General features: G+C 74.5%; 16 protein-coding genes. 13 read left to right on the top strand and 3 right to left on the bottom strand.

The features are described from left to right. Nucleotide 1: 1 nt before the first annotated feature. From dnaE to G7072_RS11605, 4 genes are all read left to right on the top strand, one after another. Nucleotides 2-3,865, top strand: a complete 3,864-nt coding sequence (dnaE, locus tag G7072_RS11620) for a DNA polymerase III subunit alpha (protein ID WP_166086539.1) — start codon at nucleotides 2-4, stop codon at nucleotides 3,863-3,865. A gap of 82 nt (nucleotides 3,866-3,947) precedes the next feature. Then, nucleotides 3,948-4,724, top strand: coding sequence for a methyltransferase domain-containing protein (locus tag G7072_RS11615; protein ID WP_166086537.1), 777 nt, complete (start codon nucleotides 3,948-3,950; stop codon nucleotides 4,722-4,724). Between the two features lie 69 nt (nucleotides 4,725-4,793). Further along, nucleotides 4,794-6,032 carry a DNA polymerase IV gene (gene dinB / locus G7072_RS11610; protein ID WP_166086535.1) on the top strand — a complete coding sequence of 413 codons (1,239 nt, stop codon included), beginning with the start codon at nucleotides 4,794-4,796 and terminating at the stop codon, nucleotides 6,030-6,032. Between the two features lie 80 nt (nucleotides 6,033-6,112). After that, a complete protein-coding gene (locus G7072_RS11605; protein ID WP_166086533.1) occupies nucleotides 6,113-6,568 on the top strand; it encodes a DUF3040 domain-containing protein in 456 nt (151 codons plus the stop codon). A 116-nt stretch (nucleotides 6,569-6,684) separates the two neighbouring features. Here G7072_RS11605 and G7072_RS11600 read toward each other — a convergent pair whose 3' ends face one another. Genes G7072_RS11600 through G7072_RS11590 form a run of 3 tightly spaced genes read right to left on the bottom strand, consistent with a single transcriptional unit; the run spans nucleotide 6,685 to nucleotide 11,326 of the window. After that, nucleotides 6,685-9,096, bottom strand: a complete 2,412-nt coding sequence (locus G7072_RS11600) for a DUF3488 and transglutaminase-like domain-containing protein (RefSeq protein WP_166086532.1) — start codon at nucleotides 9,094-9,096, stop codon at nucleotides 6,685-6,687. Further along, nucleotides 9,093-10,388 carry a DUF58 domain-containing protein gene (locus G7072_RS11595; protein ID WP_240916894.1) on the bottom strand — a complete coding sequence of 432 codons (1,296 nt, stop codon included), beginning with the start codon at nucleotides 10,386-10,388 and terminating at the stop codon, nucleotides 9,093-9,095. The genes G7072_RS11600 and G7072_RS11595 overlap by 4 nt, the downstream gene beginning before the upstream one ends. Further along, nucleotides 10,388-11,326 (bottom strand): MoxR family ATPase, encoded by a 939-nt coding sequence (locus G7072_RS11590; protein WP_240917284.1) that lies wholly within the window; start codon nucleotides 11,324-11,326, stop codon nucleotides 10,388-10,390. The genes G7072_RS11595 and G7072_RS11590 overlap by 1 nt, the downstream gene beginning before the upstream one ends. A gap of 228 nt (nucleotides 11,327-11,554) precedes the next feature. On the opposite strand from G7072_RS11590, the gene mraZ reads away from it, so the two are divergent. The 9 genes from mraZ to murD all read left to right on the top strand — a co-directional run bounded on the left by mraZ (nucleotide 11,555) and on the right by murD (nucleotide 21,719). After that, nucleotides 11,555-11,983 (top strand): division/cell wall cluster transcriptional repressor MraZ, encoded by a 429-nt coding sequence (mraZ, locus tag G7072_RS11585; protein WP_166086527.1) that lies wholly within the window; start codon nucleotides 11,555-11,557, stop codon nucleotides 11,981-11,983. Between the two features lie 264 nt (nucleotides 11,984-12,247). Then, on the top strand, nucleotides 12,248-12,505 hold the full coding sequence (locus G7072_RS11580; RefSeq protein ID WP_166086525.1) for a hypothetical protein: 258 nt from the start codon (nucleotides 12,248-12,250) through the stop codon (nucleotides 12,503-12,505). 6 nt (nucleotides 12,506-12,511) lie between these two features. Further along, nucleotides 12,512-13,471: a 16S rRNA (cytosine(1402)-N(4))-methyltransferase RsmH gene (rsmH, locus tag G7072_RS11575; protein ID WP_166086523.1), complete on the top strand. Its 960-nt coding sequence runs from the start codon at nucleotides 12,512-12,514 to the stop codon at nucleotides 13,469-13,471. A 91-nt stretch (nucleotides 13,472-13,562) separates the two neighbouring features. Then, nucleotides 13,563-14,063: a hypothetical protein gene (locus tag G7072_RS11570; protein ID WP_166086521.1), complete on the top strand. Its 501-nt coding sequence runs from the start codon at nucleotides 13,563-13,565 to the stop codon at nucleotides 14,061-14,063. Between the two features lie 98 nt (nucleotides 14,064-14,161). Then, on the top strand, nucleotides 14,162-16,066 hold the full coding sequence (locus G7072_RS11565) for a penicillin-binding protein 2 (RefSeq protein WP_166086519.1): 1,905 nt from the start codon (nucleotides 14,162-14,164) through the stop codon (nucleotides 16,064-16,066). A 136-nt stretch (nucleotides 16,067-16,202) separates the two neighbouring features. Continuing rightward, nucleotides 16,203-17,708 (top strand): UDP-N-acetylmuramoyl-L-alanyl-D-glutamate--2,6-diaminopimelate ligase, encoded by a 1,506-nt coding sequence (locus tag G7072_RS11560; protein ID WP_277343416.1) that lies wholly within the window; start codon nucleotides 16,203-16,205, stop codon nucleotides 17,706-17,708. Beyond that, complete coding sequence (locus G7072_RS11555) at nucleotides 17,705-19,201, top strand: Mur ligase family protein (protein ID WP_166086517.1); 1,497 nt, start codon at nucleotides 17,705-17,707, stop codon at nucleotides 19,199-19,201. Before G7072_RS11560 ends, G7072_RS11555 begins: the two co-directional genes overlap by 4 nt. Next, nucleotides 19,198-20,262: a phospho-N-acetylmuramoyl-pentapeptide-transferase gene (gene mraY / locus G7072_RS11550; RefSeq protein ID WP_166086515.1), complete on the top strand. Its 1,065-nt coding sequence runs from the start codon at nucleotides 19,198-19,200 to the stop codon at nucleotides 20,260-20,262. Before G7072_RS11555 ends, mraY begins: the two co-directional genes overlap by 4 nt. After that, nucleotides 20,259-21,719, top strand: coding sequence for a UDP-N-acetylmuramoyl-L-alanine--D-glutamate ligase (murD, locus tag G7072_RS11545; RefSeq protein ID WP_240916893.1), 1,461 nt, complete (start codon nucleotides 20,259-20,261; stop codon nucleotides 21,717-21,719). Before mraY ends, murD begins: the two co-directional genes overlap by 4 nt. Nucleotides 21,720-21,736: the final 17 nt, after the last annotated feature.

Genomic DNA, 21,736 nt, shown 5'->3' with positions numbered 1-21,736 from the left:
GGTGGGTGACCCCTTCGTCCACCTCCACGTGGCGTCGGGCTTCTCGCTGCGCCACGGGGCCTCCCCTCCGGGGGTGCTCGTGGAGCGGGCGCTCGAGCACGAGATGGACACGCTGGCCCTCACCGACCGTGACGGCACCTACGGCGCCGTCCGCTTCGCCAAGGCCTGCCTCGCGGCCGGCCTCAAGCCGGTCCTGGGCGTCGACCTCGCGCTGGCGCCCAGCGGACTGGTGCCGGGGCCGTGGTCCCGCGAGGAGGCGCGGACACCGGTCCGGAGCCCCACGCGGGGCGGCGCCTTCCGGGACCGTCGCCTGCCGCGGGTCACGTTCCTGGCCACCGACCGCTCGGGCTGGGCCGCCCTCTGCCGGCTCGTCTCCGCCACCCACCTCGCCGGGCAGCGGGGCGAGCCGGTGTGCTCCCTCGACCTCGTCGCGGAGCACGCCGCCGGGCGCGGGGTGCTGGCCCTGCTCGGGCCGGCGTCCGAGGTCGGGGCCGCCGTCGCGGCGCAGCGCCCCGACCGCGGTCGGGCGGTGCTCGACCGGTGGCGCGAGCTGCTCGGACCCACCGACGTCCTGGTCGAGCTGGTCAACCACCGGGTCGCGGGCAACGGGCCCACCTCGGCCTCCCACGCGGCCCGGATGGCCGGCCTGGCCACGACGGCCGGAGCAGGCGTGGTGCTGAGCAACGCGGTGCGCTACGCCGACCGCACCGACGCGGTGACGGTCGACGTCCTCGACGCCGCCCGCCGCCTGGTGCCGCTCGACGTCCGCCACGTCGACCGGGCCAACGCCGAGGGGTTCCTCAAGTCCGGCAAGGAGATGGCCGAGGTGGCCGAGGAGGTCTGCCGCCTGGCCGGGACGGGCCGCGGCAGGTCGGCCGCCCGCTCCCTGCTGGCCCGCACCCGTGCGGTGGCCGAGCGGTGCGCGCTCGACCCGCGCGCCGACCTCGGGCTGGGCGAGGTGCACCTCCCCGAGCTGGAGGTGACCGACCCCGGGGCCCGGCACCGTGGCGCCGACGAGGTGCTGCGCGTGCGTTGCGAGGCCGGGATCGGCCGGCGCTACGGCACGGCGCCGCGCCAGCGCATCTGGAAGCGGCTCGAGGACGAGCTGCAGGTCGTCGGCGGTCTCGGCTACGCCTCCTACTTCCTCACCGTCGCCGACGTCTGCGGCATGGTTCGCGACCTGGGCATCCGCTCGGCCGCGCGCGGGTCGGGGGCCGGCAGCCTGGTCAACTACCTCCTCGGGGTGTCCGGCATCGACCCGATGCGCCACGGCCTCCTCATGGAGCGCTTCCTCTCCCCGCTGCGCCGGGCCCTGCCCGACATCGACGTCGACGTGGAGTCCGAGCGCCGCCTCGAGGTCTACGACGCGATCCTCGACCGCTACGGCGGCGAGCGGTGCGTCGCGGTCTCGATGATGGACACCTACCGGGTCCGCCACGCCATCCGCGACGTCGGCGCCGCCCTCGGGATGCCCGGCGGGGAGATCGACGCGATCGCCAAGGCGTTCCCCCACATCCGGGCGCGGGACGCCCGGGCGGCGTTGCGCGAGCTGCCCGAGCTGCGGGCCTCGGGGCTGGGGGAGGAGAGGCTCGGACTGCTGTTCCGCCTCGCGGAGCGGCTCGACGGGCTGCCCCGCCACGTCGCGATGCACCCCTGTGGCGTGCTGCTCTCCGACGCCACCCTGCTCGACCGCACCCCGGTGGAGGCGAGCTGGGCCGGCTACCCGATGAGCCAGTTCGACAAGGACGACGTCGAGGACCTCGGGCTGCTCAAGCTCGACGTGCTCGGCATCCGCATGCAGTCGGCGATGGCGCACGCGGTGGCCGAGATCCGCCGGGTCGACGGCGTCGAGGTCGACCTCGACGACGAGGCCCAGGTGGCCTTCGACGACCGGCCTACCTACGAGCTCATCAGCTCCTCGCGCACCCTGGGCTGCTTCCAGATCGAGTCGCCCGGGCAGCGCGAGCTGGTCGGGAAGTCCGGCCTCGACAGCTTCACCGACGTCATCACCGACATCTCGCTGTTCCGGCCCGGTCCGGTCAAGAGCGACATGATCACGCCCTACCTGGAGGCCAAGCAGGGGTGGCGGATGCCCACCTACCTCCACGAGGATTTGCGCCCGATCCTGCGCGAGACCCGCGGCGTGGTCGTCTACCACGAGCAGGTCATCGAGATCATCGCGCTGTTCGCCGGGTGCACCCTGGCCGAGGCCGACGAGGCCCGCCGCGCCCTCGGCGACACCGACGGCATGGCCCGGACCAGGCTCTGGTTCGTGCCCCGCGCGATGGGGCGCGGCTACTCCCGCCACGTGGTGGACGCCGTCTGGGCCGTCCTGAAGGCCTTCGGCTCGTTCGGGTTCTGCAAGGCCCACGCGGCGGCGTTCGCGCTGCCGACCTACCAGTCGGCCTGGTTGAAGACCCACCACACCGCGCACTTCCTCGCCGGGGTGCTCACCCACGACCCCGGGATGTACCCGAAGCGGCTGATCCTCGACGACGCCCGCCACTTCGGCGTGGCGGTCCTCGGCCTCGACGTCGACGCCAGCGGGGCGACGTACGTCGTGGAGCGGCTCGACGCGGACCCGGACGCGGACCCGGACCCGGACGCGGACCCGGACCCGGAGGCGGGGGGCCGCCCGGTCCGCTACGGCATCCGGCTCGCGCTGGCGGAGGTCACGGGCATCTCCGAGGCCGAGGTCGCCCGGGTGGTGGCGGCGCGGCCCTACGCGTCGCTGTCCGACTTCTGGCAGCGCGCCCGGGTCTCACGCCCGGTCGCGGAGCGGCTGGTGCTGGCGGGTGCGTTCGACCGGATCTACGGCATCGGTGACGGCGGCGGTCTCGCGGCCCGCGGCCGGGTGACCCGTCGCGACCTGCTGCTGCAGGTCTCCGACCTCGACCGCTACACCCGCGCGACCCGCCGGGCCGGCCGCAACGCCGTCCGCGCCGGCCGCACCAGCCGCGCGCTCGCCTGGTCCGGCACACCCCGCGCCCGCACCACGGCCGAGGTGCGGCTCGACGAGGCCGCCTCGCGCAACAGCAGCGACCCCCGCAACCGCGACGCCGCCCGCGAGCGGGGGGAGACGTCCGAGCGCGGCGGCGTGTGGGCGGCCGCCCGGTCGCAGTCCCGCGCCGCCGCGGTGCCCGAGCCCGTCGACTCGGTCCAGCTGACTCTCGACCTCGGCGACGCCCCGGCGGAGGCGCTGCACACCGGCGAGGTCAGCGGTCTGCCCGAGCTCGACCGGGAGGAGCGGGTGCAGGCCGAGCTGGAGATCCTGGGGCTCGACGCCAGCCGTCACGTCATGGAGTCCTACGCCGACGTGCTGGAGGCCCTCGGCGTCACGCGGGCAGCAGGCCTGCTGGAGCAGCGCAGCCGAGCCGAGCTCCTCGTGGCCGGGGTCAAGGTGGCGACACAGACCCCGCCCATCCGCTCCGGTCGTCGGGTCGTGTTCCTGACCCTCGACGACGCCACCGGGCCCGTCGACGCCACCTTCTTCGAGGACGCCCTCGCTCCCTACGCCTCGACGGTCTTCGGGTCCTGGCTGCTGCTGGTGCGCGGTGACCTGCGGCGCACCGGTCGTCGCGGCGTCTCCGTGCGGGCCACCGGGTGCTGGGAGCTGGGGGAGGTGCGCACCGCCTGGCGCGCGGGGGGCACCCCCGCGGTGCAGCGGCTGATGGCACCGCCTGCCGCCGAGCAGGCGGACCGGGCGGACGGGTCTGAGGGTGCGGCCGACGGCGTGCGGCGGGTGCTGGTCCACTCGACCGGCTTCCGGCTCTCGCCGTACGCCGACGTCACGCCGGCCGGTGACTCCCCGGCCTCGGCGCCACGCAAGCTGTGGCACTCCTCGCCGGGGAGCTCGGGGCAGTGAGGGCGCCGGCCCCCGCACCACCAGCTGCAGCCGCAGCCGCGCCCGCGCCGGCGTCCGGGAGCGGGGCACTAGGGTGGGCGCCATGTCGGCCCCGGGCAGCGCGCGCTCCACGCAGAGCGCCCACCACCGTCGCAGCTCTGCCCGCACCGCCGTCGTCTGGGACGCCCTGCGGCCGCTGCTCGGGCAGGACGAGCCGCTCGAGGTCCTCGACATCGGGGGCGGCACGGGCGGGTTCGCCGTCGGGGTGGCCGAGCTGGGCCACCACGTGGTGGTCGTCGACCCCAGCCCCGACGCCCTCGCCACGCTCGCTCGCCGCTCCGCGGAGGCGGGCGTCGCCGACCGTGTCCGCGGCGTCCAGGGCGACCTGGCCACCCTCGCCGACCTCGCGCCGGCCGACGGCGCCGACGTCGTGCTCTGCCACGGGGTGCTCGAGGTGGTCGACGACCCGCGCGCCGCGCTCGCCTCGATCCACGACGTGCTGCGGCCCGGAGGCACGCTCAGCCTGCTGGTCAGCCAGCGGCACGCCGCTGTGCTCGCCCGGGCCATGGCCGGCCACTTCCGGCAGGCCCACGAGCTGCTCGACGCCGACGGCACCACCGACGCCGGCACGATCGGCGAGACCACCGGTCCGCGCCGCTTCACCGCCGAGGAGATCCGGTCGCTGCTCGCCGAGGTCGGGCTGGGCGAGCCCACCCTCCACGCCGTCCGGGTGTTCGGCGACCTCGTGCCCAGCTCCCTGGTCGACCTCGAGCCGGGGGCCGCAGCCGCCCTCGCGTCGCTGGAGCAGGCGGTCTCGACCCGTCCGGAGTACCTCGCCCTCGCCACCCAGGTCCACGCCCTGGCCCGTCGCGGCGACTGAGCGTCCCCCGCAGGCGGCTGCTCGGAGCGGTCGCGACCGCCGGGCTGCGCGCACGTCCGGCAGGTCGGCATGAGCGGGGCGGGCGACGCCCGGGCCCCGGCGCCTGTCACGTCCGAGGACTGTCCCTACCTGCACGTCGACATGGACGCCTTCTACGCGGCGGTGATGACCCGCGACCGGCCCGAGCTGCGGGACCGGCCGGTGGTCGTCGGCGGCGGTGACCGGGGCGTGGTGCTCTCGGCCAGCTACGCCGCCCGGACGAGCGGGGTGCGATCGGGGATCCCGATGACCCGGGCCCGCAGGCTCTGTCCGACGGCCCTGGTCATCCGCCCCGACTACGACCTGTTCACCACCGTCTCGATCTCGGTGATGGAGATCTTCCGGCGCGTCACCCCGGCCGTCGAGGCGCTCTCGCTGGACGAGGCGTTCCTCGACGTCTCCGGTGCCTCGCGCCGGCTCGGTGGCCCGGTCGACGTGGCCGAGCTGATCCGGGCCCGCGTCGCCGACGAGCAGGGGATCGCCTGCTCGGTCGGGGTGGCCGGCACCGTCGGGGTGGCCAAGATCGCCAGCCGGCGCGCCAAGCCCGACGGCGTGGTCGTCGTACCCCCGGACCAGGTCACCTCCTTCCTGCACCCGCTCGCCGTGACCGAGCTCTGGGGAGTGGGGCCGAAGACCGGCGAGCAGCTGCACCGCCTCGGGCTGCACACCGTGGGCGACCTCGCGCACACCCCGCGGCCGACCCTGCAGCGCGCCCTCGGCCAGGCGCTGGGGCTGCAGCTGCACCGCTACGCCTGGGGCGAGGACAGCCGGATGGTCGTCGCCCGGCGCCACGACGCGGAGGGGCCGGACAAGAGCATCGGCTCCGACGAGACGTTCGGCCGCGACACCGACGACCCCGAGGTCGTGCTGCGCGAGCTGCTGCACCTGACCGTCGGCGTGGCCGCTCGACTGCGTGCCGCCGCCGTGGCGGGCCGCACCGTCACCATCAAGGTCCGGTTCGCCGACTTCACCACGATCACCCGCTCGCGCACCCGCCCCGAACCCACCGACGTCACCGGGGAGATCTACGAGACGGCAGTCGCCCTGTTCCGGGGGCTGGGCCTGCAGCGGGCCCGCATCCGTCTCGTCGGCGTCCGGGTCGAGGGCCTCCAGCCGCGCGCGCAGGTGTTCCGCCAGCTCGTGCTCGGTGAGCGCGACCAGGGCTGGTCCGAGGCCGACCAGGCCGTCGACCGCGCGGTGTCCCGCTTCGGGGCCCGTGCGGTCCAGCCGGCTTCCCTCCTGGGGAGACGCGTACCACGTTCTGGGTAGGAGATTTTCGATGCTCGGCTACCGCCGTGTGGCATGGGTGCCTAGACTCTGAACAGGACCGGGTCCGACAGGAGGATGACGTGCCGCTCTCAGAAGAAGAGTTGCGTTTGCTGGAGCAGATGGAGCGCGCGCTCGTGGCCGAGGACCCCAAGCTGGCCTCGACCCTACGAGGCACGAAGGTCCGCCAGCACCAGCGACGCGCCATCGCCCTCGGCGTGACCGCTTTCGTCGTCGGCATCGTGCTCTTGATGTCGGGCGCCGTGATGAGCCTGCCCTGGCTCGGCGTCATCGGCTTCGTCGTGATGCTCGCAGCCGTGTTCTTCACCCTGACCCGCTGGAAGAGCGGCGGCGGCGCCGCTGCCTCCGGCCCCCAGGCCCCCTCCGGCGACGCACCCGCCGGGCTCCGCGTGCTCGACGGTGGCAAGAAGTCCCGCCGCAAGGGCCCCCGGGGCTCCCGCGGCCAGCAGCCCTCCTCCGGCACGATGATGGACCGCTTCGAGGAGCGGTGGCGTCGTCGCCGCGAGGGCGAGCGCTGATCGTCGTCTGACACGACCCGCGGCCCGTCGGCTCCGGGGGTCTCTGACGTGCCGTGCGCCCCTCACGCCGTCAACGACATGAGGACCGGTCGACGTGAGGACCGGGAGGCGGCGACTCAGAGCCGCATCTGCTCCCGCTCGGTCGTGACGCTGTCCGTCCCACCGGTGTTGATGCGCCGGGCCCGCCACAGCGAGGACGGCAGCCACGTCGCCCGCCGCCGTGCCGCGGGGCGGGCCGAGGCCAGCAGCGTCTCGACGACGACCTGGGCGTCGCCCGCCGCGGTGGCGGACTCGTCCGGGCCGAGCCCGCGGGCCGAGTAGCGGCCCCGCTCGAGGGCGAACACCAGCGACTCCAGCCGCGCGCGCACCTGGGCCTCGGACAACCGCGGCCCCTCCGTACGTCGACCCGCCCCGGTCACGTCGTCGTCGGTCTCGACCCGGCGCAACGGACCCAGCAGGGCCACCGCCTGGCGTCGCAGCGAGGCGCCGTCGTCCCAGTCGAGGTCGAGGTCGAGCGCGGTCGCCCGCACCTCGGCCCAGGCGCCCTCGGCGACACCGGCTCCGTCGGGCAGCCGCCCCTCGAGGCGCCGGCGCCGTTGCAGCGTCCGCAGCAGCCGGGGGGCCAGCACGAGTGCGACGAGCAGCACCAGCACGGCCAGCACGGTCGGCACGACGGGGTTGAGGCCCTCGTCCGTCGCGGTGTCCTCGGTGCCGGTCAGCAGGTCGTCGCGGCGCAGGTCGCGCGGGGCCTGGCTCGCCGCGTCGCTGGGGACGTCGGTCGGTCCGGTCGTCTGCTGCTCGCTGGGGAGCTCGCCGCTGGTGTACTCCGGAACGCGGGGGACCCGGATCGACGGGGTGGGGTCGAAGAGGGTCCAGCCGGCGCCCTCGAAGTAGATCTCCGGCCAGGCGTGCAGGTCGCGTCGGCTGTAGACCCAGGTGTCGGGCCCGACGTTCTCGGGCTCGAGGAAGCCGACCGACACCCGCGCCGGGATGTCGAGGGAGCGCGCCATCAGCGCCATCGCGGTGGCGAACTGCTCGCAGTAGCCCTCGCGGCTGCCGGGACCGTCGCCCAGGAAGACCTCGAGCTGCTCGAGGCCGTTGCCGGGGGAGGTGTCGGTCGTGTACTCGAAGCCGCCCTCGTCGCGGAACCAGCGCTGCAGCATCACGATCCGCTCGAAGTCGCTGGTCGCGCCCTCGGTGACCTCCTCGGCGGTGCGCTCGATGAAGTCGGGCATCTCGTCGGGCAGGTCGGTGCCGAGCCGCTCGATCCCGCGCGGCGGCAGCGGGGCGTCCACCAGCTCCTCGGGGTCGGGCCGGACCTCGAGGCTGGTGACCTCGGCCTGGGCGAACTCGACCTCGGACCCGACGATGTCGAGGGTCTCGTCGTCGTAGCGCCAGTCGCCGGACACCGACACGTCGACCGCCGGGTAGACCGTCGGCAGCCACTGGCTCTCGAAGTCCTGGGTGGCCACCATGCTGGAGCGGAAGGCCTGCTTCGGCGTGGCGTTGGACAGCCCGGGCACCGACGGCAGGCGCTCGTCGGCCTGGTTGGTCGGGGGGATGTCGCGCTGCGACGGGCGCCAGGCCTCGCCGTCGAACTCGTCGAGCACGGTGAGGCGCAGGTAGTCCGGGTCGGGGTCGTTGGTGGTGACCTGCACGAGCGGGTCGTTGGCGCCCTGGACCAGGTCGCGCTGCATGTTGAGCATCGGGTTGCTCAGCTCCAGCGCGCCGCCGTCGCCGTCGCCGGACCCGCCACTGCCGAAGCGGTCGAGCAGGCCGAGGCCGGACGGCAGCAGGATCGGGGCGACGACGGCCACCAGCACACCGGCGACCCCGACGCCCAGGGCGGGCGGCAGCGTCGAGGGCAGGCCCACCTCCGTGTCGGTCCGACGCTCGTCGTCGGACCCGCCGCCCCAGTGCCCCAGCCCCCACTGGCTCACCCGCAGGGTCTGCTCGGCGGCGAGCAGCAGCGCGAATGACACGGCGGCCAGCGCGAAGGACAGCGCGGGCACGCCTCCCAGCAGGCTGACGGGCACGGTCAGGGCGGCGATGATCGGCAGGCCGGCGAGCGGGACGCGGCGCACGGTGCCGACGAGCACCTCGACCAGCAGCGCCAGGAGGGCCCCCGCGCCGATCAGCAGCGGCGGGAACGCACGGACGTTCGCCGGCACCGGCGTCGCCCACTCCTGCGCCGAGCGGCCGGCAGCGGCCAGCACCTCCACGTCGCGGCGCAGCGACTCCAGTGTCGGGACCCAGCCGAAGGGCGACACGGACGAGGCCCACAGGTGGTTGAGCACGAGCAGGACCAGGAGGACCTGCACCGCCACGACGCCGACGGGCGGGAGCCGCAGCGCACGCAGTCCGAGCCCGCTGAGCGACAGCACCAGGCAGATCCACAGCAGCGGGCCGAGGAAGGCGCCGGGGTCGGCGGAGATGCCGGACCACGAGCGCAGCGCGAGGTACGACGTCGCGGCGGTCAGCAGGGCCAGGCCGATCCGGGTGGGGTGCACGGGCAGGCGGTCGGTCACGACACCCGCTCCCCGGCCGTGGAGCGGCGTACGGCGACCCCGACCTCGCGCCACTTGCTCGGCAGCGGGTCCTGCGGTCCGGCCGCGACCGCCCGCCACCCGCTGGCCGTGAGGCTGCGCAGACCGGGCGGCTCCTCGTGACGCGGCCCGGGGGTGCGGGACCAGCGGTCGACGTCCAGGACCAGGGCGATCGCGTTCGGGGTCTCGTGGCGCAGCCGGTTGACGACCGCCTGGTCGGTGGCGGCGAGGTCGCCGAAGATCCCGACGACGAGCCCGCGGGCGTGGGTCTCGTCGGGGCCGAGGGCGTCGAGCCGCTGCGCCGTCTCGGGCGCGAGGACGGCGAGGGCCTCGAGCAGGGGACCGGTGTCGGTGGCGGTCGCCCCGGCCTCGTGCCAGCCCTCGCCCAGCGAGGTGCCGCTGGCCGACAGCAGCCGGGTCCGGAAGCCGCGCTGCACCAGGTGGGCGGCGATCGAGGCGGCGGCGCTGACGGCGTACTCCAGCGACGAGGCGGCGCCGCTGCCGCGGTGCACGTGGGCCCGGTTGTCGATGAAGACGGTGGCGCGCGACTGCCAGGGCTGCTCCTCGCGGCGCACCATCAGCTCGCCGGCGTGGGCGCTGGCGCGCCAGTGCACGCGGCGCAGGTCGTCACCGCGGCGGTACTCCCGCACGGTCACGTCCTCGGCGCTGCCGCCGGCGAAGTCGCGGGGGCGGTTGTCGCCCGAGCCGGTCCAGCTGCCGTTGAGGCTGATGGGGGGCAGCGCGACGACCTTCGGGGTGACGGTGACGGTCGCGGTGGAGCGGAACGCCCGGTCCAGCTCGACCAGGCCGAAGGGGTCGGCCGCGCGGACGGTGACGGGACCGAGGGTGAAGCGCCCGCGCACGTCGGAGCGGATCCGGTAGCTCACCGTGCGCTCCCACGTCGGCGGCATCCGGTCGAGCACGAAGCGGGGCCGGGTGCCGACCGAGTAGGGCACCTGCTCCTCCAGCAGCAGCAGGCCGGTCGGGCCGCGGCCCTCGTTGCGCAGGTGCAGGCTGACCTCGGCGCTCTGCCCGACGCCGATGCGCAGGGGCGACACCGACCGCACCAGCGCCAGCTTGTGGCGGCCGCGGATGACCAGGGCGGCGGCCAGCAGCGGCAGCGACAGCAGGAAGACGCCCATCCGGCTGAGGTCGTCGAGGGAGAACACGAGCCCGCAGAGCACGGCGGTGACGCCGGCCGAGACGAAGGCGCGCCCCCTCAGCGTCAACGAGCCCAGCGCGGTGCGCAGGCTCGACCGCCGGGAGGCTGCCATCACGAGCGCTCGCGCGAGGGCACCGGGGTGGCGGTGACCAGGGCCGCGAGCGTCGCGGCCGGGGAGCGGCCCGACATCGTCGCCTCGACGGTCGGCAGCAGGCGGTGGGCGAGCACGGGCACGGCGAGGCTGCTGACGTCGTCGGGCACGACGTAGTCGCGCCCGGTCATCGCCGCGTGCGCCTTGGCCGCGCGCACCAGGTGCAGCGTGGCGCGGGGCGATGCGCCGAGCAGGAGGTCGGGGGAGTCGCGGGTGGCGCGGGTCAGCGCGACCGCGTAGCGCCGCACGCTGTCGGCCACGTGGATGCGGTTGACGATGTCGACGAGCTTGGCCACCGTCGCGGCGTCCGTCACCGGCTCCAGGTCGTCGAGGGGGCTGGCGGTGGTGTGGGCGTCGATCATGTCCAGCTCGGCCTGCTCGACGGGGTAGCCGATGGACACGCGCGCCATGAAGCGGTCGCGCTGGGCCTCGGGCAGGGCGTAGGTGCCCTCCATCTCGATCGGGTTCTGCGTCGCGATCACCATGAACGGGGCGTCCAGGTGGTACGTCGCACCGTCGACCGTCACCTGCCGCTCCTCCATGCACTCGAGCAGCGCCGACTGGGTCTTGGGGGAGGCGCGGTTGATCTCGTCGCCGACCACGATGTTGGCGAAGACGCCGCCGGGTCGGAACTCGAACTCCCGGGTGTTCTGGTTGAACACCGAGACGCCGGTGACGTCGCTGGGCAGCAGGTCGGGGGTGAACTGGATCCGGCGCACCGTGCAGTCGATGGATCGGGCCAGCGACTTGCTGAGCATCGTCTTGCCGACGCCCGGCACGTCCTCGATGAGCAGGTGGCCCTCGGCGAGCAGCACCGTCACCGCCGTGCGGACGACGTCGGGCTTGCCCGTGATGACGCGCTCCACCGCTCGGCTGATGGACCCCGTGACCCGGGCCAGCTCCTCGAGCTCGGCCTGGTGCGCGCGCTGCTCCGACCGTGCCTGGTCTGCCTGGTCCGCGACGCTCACGCGCCCTCCTCTGCTGTCCGGGGTGTCGGGGTCCAGTGAACCCCACCACCGAAAAGAAGGCGAGAAAGGGGGCGCGGTGGGGCCGAATCTCGTTGACGGTGGGGGGAAGTGGAGTAAAGTGGAGCGCAGTGGAGGAAGAGGCGCTGAGGGAGGTGTCGGATGTTCTTCGGCACCTACACACCGAAGCTGGACGAGAAGGGGCGCCTGATCCTCCCGGCGAAGTTCCGGGAGCAGCTGGCAGGAGGGCTGATGGTGACGCGAGGTCAGGAGCACTGCCTCTACGTCTGGCCGCAGGCGGAGATCGAGCGGATCACCGACCGGCTGCGCGAGGCGCCCGTCTCCAACAAGGCCACCCGCGACTACGTCCGCATGTTCTCCTCGGCCTCCTCCGACGAGCGACCCGACAAGCAGGGCCGGATCACGATCCCGCCGACGCTGCGGACCTGGGCCTCGCTGACCAAGGACGTCGTGGTCATCGGGGCGATGAACCGCCTCGAGATCTGGGACGACGCGGCCTGGACGGCGTACTCCGAGAGCCAGGAGGAGGCCTTCGCGGAGCTCTCCGACGAGGTCTTCCCCGGGATCTGACCCCCGTCCCTCCACTTCCCCCCACCGCTCCACCCCTGCTCCACCCCGCACCACCCGCACCACCGGCACCACCAGCAGCACAGAACTCAACAGCCGGCACGCAGGACGAGGTCTCACGTCCGCTCCACCCCGTGATCGCGGTCCCCTGGCGCACCTTCCCCGGTGCCAGGCGACCGAGGCTCGCGGGGGGAGCGGGCGGGGACCTGGCCCGGTGAGCCGGCCCCTGCACCCGGCGAGACCCGGCGAGACCCGAAGGAGAGCGGCATGAGCCTCACCACCCACCACCGCTCTCCCTTCGGACCGCTGCAGCCGCAGGGCGCCGCCGACCGTCGGGGACGCGGCGACCGCAGCGGCTGGGCCGAGGCCGTCGACCTCGCCCGGGCCGAGTCGCTGGAGAACCGCCGCTGCTCGCGCCGGGTCCGCTACGAGGCCCGCGACGCCCTCGGCGTCGTCCTCTTCTCGGCCGGAGCCTCCACCCTGGTCGCGGTGCTCGCCGCGGTGGCCCTGAGCTGGGCGGCCTGACCCGCGATGACCGACGCCGTCCACGTCCCGGTGATGCTCGACCGGGTCGTCGCCCTCGTGGCGCCCGCGCTGGAGCGCCCCGGCTCCGTCCTCGTCGACGCCACGCTCGGCCTCGGCGGGCACACCGAGGCCGTCCTCGACCGCTGCCCGCAGGCCCGGGTCATCGGCATCGACCGTGACCCCCAGGCGCTGGCGCGCACGGGCGAGCGGCTCGCGGCGTACGGCGAGCGCCTCACCTGCGTCCACGCGGTGTACGACGAGATCGCCGACGTGCTGGCCGACCAGGGGCTCGCCCACGTCGACGGCGTGCTCTTCGACCTCGGCGTCTCGAGCATGCAGCTCGACCTGCGCGACCGCGGCTTCTCCTACGCCCAGGACGCCCCGCTGGACATGCGGATGGACGAGACCGCCGGCCGCACCGCCGCCGAGGTCGTCAACACCTACCCGGTGGGGGAGCTGACCCGGATCCTCGCGCAGTACGGCGAGGAGCGCTTCGCCCGCCGCATCGCCCAGCGGATCGTCGCCGAGCGGGCCCGGGAGCCGTTCACCTCCACCGAGCGGCTCGCCGAGCTGGTGCGTGAGTCCATCCCGGCCGCCACCCGGCGCACGGGCGGGCACCCCGCCAAGCGCACCTTCCAGGCCCTGCGCATCGAGGTCAACGACGAGCTCACCGTGCTGACCCGGGCGCTGCCCGCCGCGATCGCCTCGCTGGCGGTCGGGGGCCGGATCGTCGTCATGTCCTACCACTCGCTCGAGGACCGCCTCGCCAAGGCCGCGCTCCGCGCCGGCGCCCGCGACGACCTGCCGGCCGACCTGCCGGTGACCGCCGACGCGCTGCGCCCCGAGCTGCGCCTGCTGACCCGCGGCGCCGAGCAGGCCTCCGCCGACGAGGTCGCCGCCAACCCCCGCGCCCAGTCCGTCCGTGTCCGCGCCGCCGAGCGGCTGCGCGCGAGCGACGCCGCCTGAGACCCCCAGCACCAGCACCAGCACCCGCACCCGCAGCAGTCGACCGACACACCACCAGCACCACGAAGGGCACCCGCAGATGAGCACCTGGATGGCACAGTCCCGCACCCGCCTCCCGCGCCTGGCCGAGACCGCGGTCGAGCGGGCGCGACTGACGCTGGTGCCGCGACCCCGCCACCAGGCCCCCCGGATGCCGTTCCTGGCGTTCGTGGCGCTCGTGATGCTCACCGGCGTGATCGGGCTGCTGGTCTTCAACACCCACATGCAGCAGGCCTCCTTCAAGGCCACGACGCTGGAGACCCGGGCCACCGCGCTGCACGCCCAGGAGCAGGCGCTGCGCATGGAGCTCGACACCCTGCGCGACCCGCAGCGCGTCGCCCAGCGCGCGCGCTCGCTCGGCATGGTCCCGGTCGCCAACCCGGCCTTCCTCAAGCTCGAGGACGGCTCCACGCTCGGCAACGCGGTGCCCGCCACCGCCGCCGACGCCCAGCGCCTCACCCCGCTGCCCACCCGTCGTCCGGCGTCGCTGATGCCGGCCGCGCCCACGGTCACGCCCGATGACCTCGTGGACGGCGCGCCCTCGGAGCGGTAGGCCCCGTGGCAGGTAGAAAAGGAGGGCCGCGCCGGTCGCACCCGACCGCCGGCCCCGCGGGTCACACGGCAGGTCAGACGGAACGGGAGGACGCACGGATGCCCAGCACCGGTCGCCGACAGGGCGCACGCGGTCGAGGCCTGTCCCTGCGACGCTCGCGCACGGCCCGCCCGGCCGCCCGGTCCGGCCCGGCCGGCTCGGGCCTGCCGCGCCAGGCGTCCCGCGAGCGTGACCTCGCGCGCGTCCGCACCGCCTCGCTGCTCCGCCTGCGCATCGGATTCCTGCTGATCGCGATGGTGGTCTCGATCTTCGGCGCGCGGCTGCTGCAGCTGCAGGGTCTCGACGCCGCGGCGTACGCCGCCAAGGCGCGTGAGGTCGGCGCCGTCCAGCAGATCCTGCCCGCCACCCGGGGGACCATCACCGACCGCAACGGCGAGCCGCTGGCCGAGTCGCTCGACGGCATGATGATCGTCGCCGACCCGACGAAGACCAAGGACGACGCCGCCGAGATCGCCTCGGTCCTCGAGGAGCGGCTCGGCATCGACTACATCGACGCGGTCCGCAACCTCAGCTGGCCCGACCCCTCGGTCCACTTCCGCTACATCGCGCGCCGCATCCCGTCGACCAAGGCCACCGACGTCGTGGCCGACCTCACCGAGCTCGGCTACAAGGGCCTCGACACCGAGCGCGACCCGCTGCGCAGCTACCCGGCCAAGGACGTCGGCGCCAACCTGGTCGGCTGGATCAACGACGCCGGCAACGGCGCCGACGGTGCGGAGCTGCTGTTCTCGAAGCTGCTGGCCGGCAAGGACGGGTCCGCGACCTACGACATCGGCGGCGGCAACCGCATCCCGCTGGGCGACAACAGCGTCACCGACCCGGTCGACGGCCGCGACGTCGCGCTGACCATCGACCGCGACGTGCAGTGGTACACCCAGCGCATCCTGCGCCAGACGATCGAGGACGTCGGCGCCGAGTCCGGCGCGGCCGTGGTCATGGACACCCAGACCGGCCAGCTGCTGTCGCTGGCCGACTACCCGACCTTCGACCCGAACGGCGTCACCGGCGCGATCGACGAGCGGCTGCTCGGCTCCCGGGCGCTGCGCGAGGTCTACGAGCCGGGCTCGGTCGAGAAGGTGCTCACCATGGGCGCGCTGCTCGACGCCGGCCGCGTCACCCCGCGCACCCGGCTCACGGTCCCGGGCCAGCTGACCAGCTCGGGCATGCCGATCAACGACCACTGGGAGCACGGCACCATCCCGCTCACCCTGACGGGCGTGCTGGCCAAGTCGTCCAACATCGGCACGGTCCTGGCCGCCCGCCAGCTGCCGCCGACGCAGCTGAGCCGCTACCTGACCGGCTTCGGCCTCGGCAAGCGCACCGGTCTGGAGGGGTACGGCGAGCAGCCCGGCATCCTGGCCCCCGCCTCGTCGTGGAGCCCGATCGTGCGCGACAACATCGCCTTCGGCCAGGGCGTCGCGGTCAACGTCGCCCAGATGGCGGCGGCGGTGAACACCATCGCCAACGGCGGCGTCTACGTGGCGCCCAGCCTGGTGCTCGGCAGCGCCGACACCGAGTTCGGCCCGCAGGGCTCCGACCACGCCGAGACCCGCGAGGTCATCAGCCCCGAGGCCGCGCAGCAGGTCACCAAGATGATGGAGATGGTCACCGACGAGGACGAGGGCACCGCTCCGCTGGCCAAGGTCGCCGGCTACCGGGTGGCGGGCAAGACCGGCACCGCGCAGGTGGCCGAGAACGGCTCCTACTCCGCCGAGAAGTTCGTGATCTCGTTCGCCGGCTTCGCCCCGGCCGACGACCCGCGCTTCACCGTCTACATCGTGATCCACAACCCGCAGGGCGACGTCGGTGGTGGCGGCACGGCCGGTCCGGCGTTCCGCAAGATCATGTCCTACCTGCTGCAGCGCTACGCCGTCCCGCCGTCCGGGAAGGCCTCGCCCCAGCTGCCCATCGCGTGGCAGGCGGGGGAGCGTCGCCGTCAGTGACCGGGACCGACGTCACGGTGACCGCCCGACGCCCCCCGGAGACGGGTCCCGCCTCTAGTACATTCCCGACGTGACCCCGACCCGTCCCGTGGCTCCACGCCGCACCCCGCTGGTCGCGGTGGCCGACCGGCTCGCGGTGGCGCTGGAGCCGGACGACCGCGCGCACGCCGCCGACGTGGTGCTCACCGGGGTCACCATGAACAGCCGCCTCGTGCAGCCCGGCGACCTCTACGTCGCCGCCGCCGGAGCCACCACCCACGGCGCCCGGTTCGCCGCTCCCGCCGTGGAGGCCGGTGCCGTCGCGGTCCTGACCGACGACGCCGGCGCGGAGCTGTGCCGGGCCGCCGAGGTCGGCGTACCGGTGCTCGTGGTCGCCCACCCGCGCGCGGTGGTCGGCGGCCTCGCCGCCTGGCTGTACGGCGAGCCCGCCCGCTCGCTCGCCCTGGTCGCGGTGACCGGCACCCAGGGCAAGACCACCACCACCCGCCTGGCCGAGGCCGCCCTGGAGGTGGCCGGCGTGCCCGCCGGCGTGGTCGGCACCATCGGCACCCGGGTCGCCGGCGAGGCCGTGACCTCCTCGCTGACGACCCCCGAGGCCCCCGACCTGCACGCGCTGCTGGCCGTCATGGTCGAGCGCGGGGTGCGCTGCTGCGCCATGGAGGTCTCCAGCCACGCGCTGGTCATGGGGCGCGTCGACGGGGTGGTCTTCGACGTGGCCGCCTTCACCAACCTCGGCCGCGACCACCTCGACTTCCACGCCGACGTCGAGGACTACTACCAGGCCAAGGCCTCCCTCTTCACCCCCGAGCGCGCCCGCCGCGGGCTGGTCAACGTCGACGACGAGCACGGCCGCCGGCTGCTGGCCGAGGCGCGCATCCCGATGACGACGTACGCCGTGGCGCCCGACCCCGACCACGGCCCCGAGCATGAGGCCGACTGGCGCGCGGTCGAGGTCGAGGCGACCGCCAGCGGCTCCCGCTTCGTCGTCGAGGGCCCCGGCGGGGTCCGGGTCGGCACCGAGATCCTGGTGCCCGGCGCCTTCAACGTCTCCAACGCGCTGTGCGCGGTCGCCCTGCTCGCCGAGGCCGGCCTCGACCCGGTGCTCGTCGCCGAGTCGCTGGCCCGGGTCAGCGGGGTGCCGGGCCGGCTCGAGCGCGTCGACGCCGGTCAGGACTTCCTCGCGGTCGTCGACTACGCCCACAAGCCCGACGCGGTGGAGGCGGCCCTGAGCAGCCTGCGCGAGCGCACCACCGGGCGGCTCATCGTGGTGCTCGGCGCCGGCGGTGACCGCGACCGCGGCAAGCGGCCGCTGATGGGCGAGGTCGCCGCCCGGCTGGCCGACCTGCTCGTGGTCACCGACGACAACCCCCGCACCGAGGACCCGGCCGCCATCCGGGGCGAGGTGCTCGCCGGCGCCCGCCGGGCCGGCCCGGACGAGTCGCTCCGGGCCGAGGTGCACGAGGAGGGCGACCGTCGCGCCGCCATCCGGCACGCCGTGGCGCAGGCCGGACCCGGCGACACCGTGGTGGTGGCCGGCAAGGGGCACGAGACCGGCCAGGAGGTCGCGGGCGTGGTCCACCCCTTCGACGACCGGGTGGAGCTGCGCGCCGCGCTCGAGGCCCGGACGGGCGCGCCGTCGTGATCGCGCTGACCCTGCCCGAGATCGCCGCCGTCGTGGGTGGCGAGGTCGTCGACGACCCCGACGGCGTCGTCGTGCGCGGGGCCGCGAGCGTCGACAGCCGCGAGATCGAGCCCGACGGTCTCTTCGCCGCCTTCGTGGGGGAGCGCAGCGACGGCCACGACTTCGCCGGTGCGGCCGTCGCGGCCGGCGCCGCCGCCGTGCTGGGCAGCCGCGCCACCGGCCACCCGACCGTGCTGGTCGAGGACCCCCAGGCCGCGCTCGGTGCCCTGGCCCACCACGTGCTGGGCCGGCTGCCCGACGTCACGGTGCTGGCCGTCACCGGCTCGCAGGGCAAGACCTCCACCAAGGACCTGCTGGCCGGGGTGCTCGCCGCGCACGCCGAGACCGTGGCCACCCGCGGCTCGTTCAACAACGAGCTCGGACTGCCGCTGACGGTGCTGCGGGCGGGCACCGGCACCCGCTTCCTGCTGCTCGAGATGGGCGCACGCGGCATCGGCCACCTGCGCGAGCTGTGCGCCATCGCCCGTCCCGACGTCTCGCTGGTGCTCAACGTGGGCAAGGCCCACCTCGGCGAGTTCGGCACCCAGGACGACATCGCCACCGCCAAGGGCGAGCTGGTCGAGGCCCTCACCCCCGACGGGGTCGCCGTCCTCAACGCCGACGACCCCCGCGTCGCCGCCATGGCCGCGCGCACCGCCGGGCGCGTGGTCACCTTCGGCACCCTCGGGAGCACGCTGCCCACGGACGAGGTGCCGACCGACGTCGTGGCCGCGGCCTTCGCCCGGGACGCCCCGACGGTCGGGTACGCCGACGTCCGGCTCGACGCCGAGGGACGCCCCACCTTCGCGCTGGTCGTCGAGTGGCGCCGCGTGCCCGTGACCCTGCAGCTGGTCGGCGCCCACCACGTGCCGAACGCCGCCGCCGCGGTGGCCGCCGCCGCCGCGGTCGGCATCGGGCTCGAGGAGGCCGCAGCCTCCCTCGCCGGCGTCTCCACGGTGTCGCGCTGGCGCATGGAGGTCGCCCGTCGCGCCGACGGCGTGGTCGTGGTCAACGACGCCTACAACGCCAACCCCGACTCGATGCGCGCCGCCCTCGAGGCGCTGGTCTCCATCGGTGCCGGTGGGTCCGCCCGCCGGCGGGTCGCCGTGCTGGGTGAGATGAAGGAGCTGGGCGCGTCCGCCGACGCCGAGCACGCCGAGGTCGGCAGACTGGCCCGGAGCCTGGGCGTCGACGTGCTGCTCGCGGTGGGGGAGGCGGCCCGACCGGCCCTGACCGGGTTCGACGCGACGCACGGGGACGACGGAGAGGACGGCATGGCCGGACAGTCAGACCAGGTGCGGGCGGTCGCCGCCGCCGACAACGAGGCCGCCGTCCGCTGGCTGGGCGAGCACCTGCGCGCCGACGACGTCGTGCTGGTCAAGGCCTCGCGCGGCGCCCGCCTCGACGAGGTCGCTGCCGCCCTGCTCGCCGACGACCGGGGGGTGGGCGCGTGAGAGCGATCCTGCTGTCCGGCGGCCTCGCGCTGGTCTTCACCCTCGTCGGCACCGTCGGCGCCATCCGCTTCCTGTCCGCCAAGGGCTACGGGCAGCTGATCCGCGACGACGGCCCCACCACGCACCACACCAAGCGCGGCACGCCCTCCATGGGCGGCACCGTCATCATCGGCTCGGTCGTGCTGGCCTACCTGCTCTCGGCGCTGCTGACCTCGCGGATGCCCACGGCGTCCGGCCTGCTGCTGCTGTTCCTGCTCGTCGGCCTGGGCCTGGTCGGCTTCCTCGACGACTACATCAAGGTCGCCAAGCAGCGCAGCCTCGGCCTGCGCAGCCGGGCCAAGATGACCGGCCAGGTGCTGGTGGCGATCGTGTTCGCGCTGCTGGCGCTGCGCTTCCCCGACGAGCGCGGGCAGACACCGGCCTCGCGGCACCTGTCCTTCACCCGCGACTGGGAGGCGTGGACGCTGCCGACGTTCCTCGTCGTGCTGCTGATCCTCTTCATGATCGCCGCGACGTCGAACTCGGTGAACCTCACCGACGGTCTCGACGGCCTGGCCACCGGCTGCTCGACGATCGTGTTCGCCGCCTACGCGATCATGAACATCTGGCAGAACAACCAGTCGTGCGAGCTGACCCAGGGCAACACCTGCTACGAGGTGCGCGACCCGCTCGACCTCGCGATCATCTCCGCCGCCCTCACCGGTGCCTGCTTCGGCTTCCTGTGGTGGAACGCCTCGCCGGCCAAGATCTTCATGGGCGACACCGGCTCGCTGGCCCTCGGCGGTGCGATCGCCGGCCTGGCCATCCTGACCCGCACCGAGCTGCTGCTCGTCGTGCTCGGCGGGCTCTTCGTGGCCCAGAGCGTCTCGGTGATCCTCCAGGTCGGCTTCTTCAAGGCCACCGGCGGCAAGCGGATGTTCCGGATGGCGCCGCTGCACCACCACTTCGAGCTGAAGGGCTGGGACGAGATCACCGTCGTCATCCGCTTCTGGATCATCGCCGGCCTCTGCGTCGCCGGCGGCATGGGCATCTTCTACGCCGAGTGGGTGGCGGGCACGTGAGCGACCGCGTCCCCGGGCGGGTGGACGCCCTCGGCCGCCGCGACTCCTGGGAGGGCGTGCGCGCCGCCGTCGCCGGTCTGGGCGTCTCCGGCTTCGCCGCCGCCGACAACCTGACCCACCTCGGCGCGCAGGTCGTGGTCCTCGACGAGACCGAGCCGACCGGCGAGCGGGCCGAGAAGGCCACCCTGCTGGAGGTGCTCGGCGCCGACGTCCGCACCGGTCCCGGCTCGACGGCGACGCTCCCCGACGGCGTCGACGTGCTCGTCACCTCGCCGGGCTGGCGCCCCGACGCCGCGCTGCTCACCCAGGCCCGCGGGCTCGGCGTACCGGTGTGGGGAGAGGTGGAGCTCGCCTGGCGCCTGCGCGACCCCGAGCACGCGGCGCCCTGGCTGGCGATCACCGGCACCAACGGCAAGACCACGACGGTGCAGATGCTCGAGGCGATGCTGCGCGCCGGCGGGCTGCGCACGGTCGCCTGCGGCAACGTCGGGCTGCCGCTGGTCGAGGTGGTCATGGACCCCGAGCCGTACGACGTCCTCGCCGTGGAGCTGTCGAGCTTCCAGCTGCACTACACCGACTCGATGACGGCCCAGTCGGCCGCGGTGCTCAACGTCGCCGAGGACCACCTGGACTGGTACTCCTCCATGGCCGACTACGCCGCCGACAAGGGCCGGATCTACTCCGGCGTGGAGCGGGCCTGCGTCTACAACGTCGCCGACCCGCTCACCGAGGAGCTGGTGCGCGAGGCCGACGTCGTCGAGGGCGCCCGCGCCATCGGCTTCACCCTCGGCACCCCGGCCGTCGGCATGCTCGGCGTGGTCGACGACGTCCTCGCCGACCGGGCCTTCGTCGAGAACCGCCACGACTCGGCCGCCGAGCTCGGCACGCTGGCCGACCTGGCCAGCCCGGCGCCGCACATGGTCGCCAACGCCCTGGCCGCGGCCGCCCTGGCCCGCTCCCACGGCGTCGCGCCGGCCGCCGTGCGCGACGGCCTGCGGGGCTTCCGGCCCGACGGCCACCGCATCGCCACCGTCGCGACCGTCGCCGAGGTCACCTACGTGGACGACTCCAAGGCCACCAACCCGCACGCCGCCCGCTCCTCGCTCGGCGCCTACGAGCACGTGGTGTGGGTGGCCGGCGGACTGGCCAAGGGAGCCTCCTTCGACGACCTGGTGGTCGCCATGGGGCCGCGGATGCGCGGCGTGGTGCTGCTCGGCCGCGATCGCGCGGTGATCGCTGACGCCTTGCGGCGACACGCGCCCGAGGTCCCCGTGATCGAGGTGCCCGACGACGAGACTGACGTCATGGACCGCGTGGTCCGGGCAGCAGCAGGCCTCGCCCAGCCGGGCGACACCGTGCTCCTCGCCCCGGGGTGCGCCTCCATGGACATGTTCGCGAACTACGGTGCTCGCGGGGATGCCTTCGCCGGGTCGGTGCGACGCCTCGGCGGGAGCTGACCCACCGGCGCAGGAAG

The sequence above is a fragment of the Nocardioides sp. HDW12B genome, assembly GCF_011299595.1.
Taxonomy (GTDB): domain Bacteria; phylum Actinomycetota; class Actinomycetes; order Propionibacteriales; family Nocardioidaceae; genus Marmoricola_A.
Note: the sequence above shows the minus strand (reverse complement) of the source record. Positions and strands in the feature narration are given on the sequence as shown.